4 protein-coding genes are annotated in these 3728 nt (G+C 28.1%); all 4 read left to right on the forward strand.

The features are described from left to right. A partial coding sequence (gene speD / locus ACRDBA_RS00005; protein ID WP_438570896.1) for an adenosylmethionine decarboxylase occupies positions 1–338 on the forward strand: 338 nt, incomplete at its 5' end. Between the two features lie 11 nt (positions 339–349). Further along, positions 350–1195 carry a polyamine aminopropyltransferase gene (speE, locus tag ACRDBA_RS00010; protein WP_438570899.1) on the forward strand — a complete coding sequence of 282 codons (846 nt, stop codon included), beginning with the start codon at positions 350–352 and terminating at the stop codon, positions 1193–1195. A gap of 463 nt (positions 1196–1658) precedes the next feature. Continuing rightward, positions 1659–2816, forward strand: a complete 1158-nt coding sequence (locus tag ACRDBA_RS00015; protein WP_438570897.1) for a sensor histidine kinase — start codon at positions 1659–1661, stop codon at positions 2814–2816. A 2-nt stretch (positions 2817–2818) separates the two neighbouring features. Then, positions 2819–3457 carry a response regulator transcription factor gene (locus ACRDBA_RS00020; RefSeq protein ID WP_438570898.1) on the forward strand — a complete coding sequence of 213 codons (639 nt, stop codon included), beginning with the start codon at positions 2819–2821 and terminating at the stop codon, positions 3455–3457. Positions 3458–3728: the final 271 nt, after the last annotated feature.

The raw sequence follows: 3728 nt of genomic DNA on the forward strand, positions 1-3728 counted from the left end.
TTGAGGAGTATATGAAAAATGCAGCTATTGAGGCAAATGCAACAATAGTTACAAGTTGTTTTCACAAATTTAATCCCTGGGGAGTCAGCGGTGCTGTTATAATCCAGGAATCACATCTTACTATACACACATGGCCAGAGTATGGTTATGCATCAGTAGATTTATTTACTTGTGGAGACTCTGTAAATCCTTGGCTTGGATTTAAATATCTAGAGGATGTTTTAAAGGCTGAGAGAAGTGAGTCAACAGAGGTAGCAAGAGGTCTTGTTGATAAAGTAAAAACCTTTGGACATGGAGCTTATGATAATATGGATATAAGCTTTAAAATGGAGGTGTAGTTTAGATGAATATGGAATTATGGTACACTGAAAACCAAACTGAAAATGTAAATTTTTCTATGAAGGTTAAAAATCACTTGTATTCAGAGCAAAGTCCTTTTCAAAAAATAGATGTTTTAGACACCTATGAATTTGGACGAGTACTTGTAATTGATAACTGGACTATGGTTACAGAAAAAGATGAATTTATTTATCATGAAATGATTACACATGTGGCAATGGCAACTAACAAGGACATAAAAAATGTTTTAGTTATAGGTGCTGGAGACGGTGGAACAGTTAGAGAATTAACTAGATATAAAACTATTGAAAAAATAGATATGGTTGAAATTGATGAAGCTGTAGTTATAGCATCAAAGGAGTTTTTACCATTTACTTCAAATAAATTAAATGATGAAAGAGTAAACTTATACTTTGAAGATGGAATTAAGTTTGTCAAAGATAAGGAAAATATATATGATTTAATTATAGTAGACTCAACTGATCCAATAGGACCAGGGGAAGGGTTATTTACTACAGAGTTTTATAAGGATTGTTATAAGGCATTAACAGAAAAGGGAATTTTAATTAATCAATGTGAAAGCCCTTATTTTGAGAATAATGCAAGGGAAATGAATAGATCCTTTAGTAAGCTAAATAACTTATTTAATGTTTGTGAAGCATATCAATATCATATGCCAACATATCCATCAGGTCATTGGATGTTTTGCTTTGCATCAAAGGCATTACACCCTATAAATGATTTTAAAGCTGACGAATGGAATGCATTAGGTCTTGAAACAAAATATTATAATACGGACTTACATACAGGGGCATTTATGCTTCCTACATATGTAAAGGAGTTATTACTAAAGTAATAAAAAAAATAATGACAAATATAGCTTTTTATCTCTTTTTAGATACTCATATAATGTAACAAAGAAATACAAAAATACATATGATATCATAAGAAACTAAAGAGGAGAGGTTGGTTATGTCAAGTTGTGATAAAGAAAAATGTCAAAATTGTACTAATTGCTGTAACTGCACAAATTGTTATAATTGTGTAAACTGCATAAACTGTAAAAATTGCGTAAATTGTATGTGCTGTATATCATGTAATACATGTGCAGGTTGCTGTCAGTGCAAAAGTTGCTGCGAGTGTTTAACCTGTAGAAACTGTGAGGACGTTAAGAAATGTCAAAATTGCAACTTATGATGCAAAGAAGAGATGGGCTATAAGCTCATCTCTTCTTTGCTTTTATTAAATATTTTATTGAAATATACTATTAAATTACGTTATCATTATTTTATTAGGTAATAATGTATTGAGGTGAGACGGTGGAAAAAAGCAAAGAGTTTATTGCAATTAAATATTTAAGTATGGTATTTCTTTTTTTAGAAACATTTTTTATAGAAGATAAAAATGGGATTTCAGCAATTTTAATTTTCTTATATATAATAAATAATCAAACAAGGATGTATATATTAAATAACAATATAAGTAGAAAAATTTCTATGATAGTAGATATGGTATTAATATTAACCCTTGGATTATTATCAAATGTTCAAGTTATGGCTTGTGGAATTATATTAATGATAGATTCTAGAAATATAGTAAATATAACATATAGAAAGTTATTTAACTTAGGAATTATATTAGCCTCTTCTACAATTTTAATTCAGAACTTTTCACTAAGTAAAAGCTATAGAATATTTTTCTTAATTATATTTTCTGTAATTATAGAATATATAGTAAGAGAAAATAAGGAAAAGCTAAATGCTCAAGATTTATACTATAAGCTTAGAGTATCAGAGGAAGAGCTTAAAAAGGCTAATAAAAACTTGGAAAACTATGCAACAACTATAGAAGAATTAACACTTTTAAAAGAAAGAAATAGAATATCAAGAGAAATTCATGATAGTGTAGGTCATGCTTTAAGTACAGCATTAATACAATTAAATGCTATGGAACAATTATCAATTAGAAATGGAGATACTACATTAATTAGTATAGCAGGGTCATTAAGAAACTTTATAAAGGGATCTTTAGATGAAGTAAGGATGGCAGTTAGAAAGCTAAAGCCTTCTAATTATGAAAATTATGAAGGGTTAATAAGGATTGAAAACCTACTTAAGGAATTTGAAAAGCTTACTGATATAAAGGTTAAGCTAACCTTATCTAAAAATAAATGGACTTTAAATTCTAATCAAAGTGAAAATTTATATAGAATACTTCAAGAAAGTCTATCTAATTCTATTAGACATGGTAAAGCTACTGAAATTAATATTTTAATGAATTTTGATAAAGATATATTAGTAGTAAATATAAAGGATAATGGAATGGGAAGGGATGAAATAATCTATTCAGGATTAGGGCTTAATAATATAAAAGAAAGAATAAGTGAGTTAAAGGGAGAAGTTTATTTTACTAGCGAAAAGGGCAAGGGCTTTAACATAAAGATAATTATTCCTAAAACTCTTAAGGGAGAGATATAATTTTGGAAAAAATTAAGTTGTTAATAGTAGATGATGAAAAGCTTATAAGAGAAAGCCTAAAAATAATGCTTTCTTTATTTGAAGATATAGAAGTAGTAGGATTAGCTAGCAATGGTTATGAAGCTTTAGAAGTATGTAAAAATACATCAGTAGATATAGCTTTGATGGATATAAGAATGGACAAGTGTGATGGTGTTTTAGGAACTAGACTTATAAAGGAACAGTTTTCTAAAACAAAGGTATTAATGCTTACAACCTTTAAGGATGAAGAATATATCCATCAAGCTCTTACATATGGAGCATCTGGATATTTATTAAAGGATAGTACTCATGATGTTATATATGAGGGAATTAAAACTGCCATAAAGGGGAATATAGTAATTCATCCAGATGTAGCAAATAAGATGCTATCTTATACAGGTAAAGAAGATATAGAAATAGATAAATTTAATTTAAGTAAAAAGGAAATAGATATTATTATTCAAATAGCCAATGGCTTAAATAACAAAGAGATATCAGAAACGCTATTTCTTTCAGAGGGAACAATTAAAAATAATATAACTAATATACTTTCAAAACTAGAGCTAAGAGATAGGACTCAACTAGCTATATTTGCATTTAAAAATAAAATCGTGACTTAAGTCATTTTATATAGTGACTTTAAGTAATGGGAAAACCCCCAGTATTTGTATAGAATATTATTATGGAAGCAAGGTTAAATAAACTTAACTAAAACTGCTAATAAAGTAGCAAAGGCTTTTAAATAATATTAAAAATAAAGAATCTGTTAAGCTGATATGAAAAAATAGCTTGGCTTTTCATAGAATTGCTCGCTCTTTGAAAATTATATAAGTTTGAATATTTTATTGTATGGCAAACAAGCCTGCAATAAAATTGATTTTTGCAGGTTAA

This window comes from Clostridium sp., assembly GCF_051654825.1.
In the GTDB taxonomy this organism is placed as follows: domain Bacteria; phylum Bacillota; class Clostridia; order Clostridiales; family Clostridiaceae; genus Clostridium.

What these genes read in the sequence shown, in the direction of transcription:
- speE (WP_438570899.1), top strand. Translation starts at nt 350, where the DNA reads ATGGAATTATGGTACACTGAAAACCAAACTGAAAATGTAAATTTTTCT.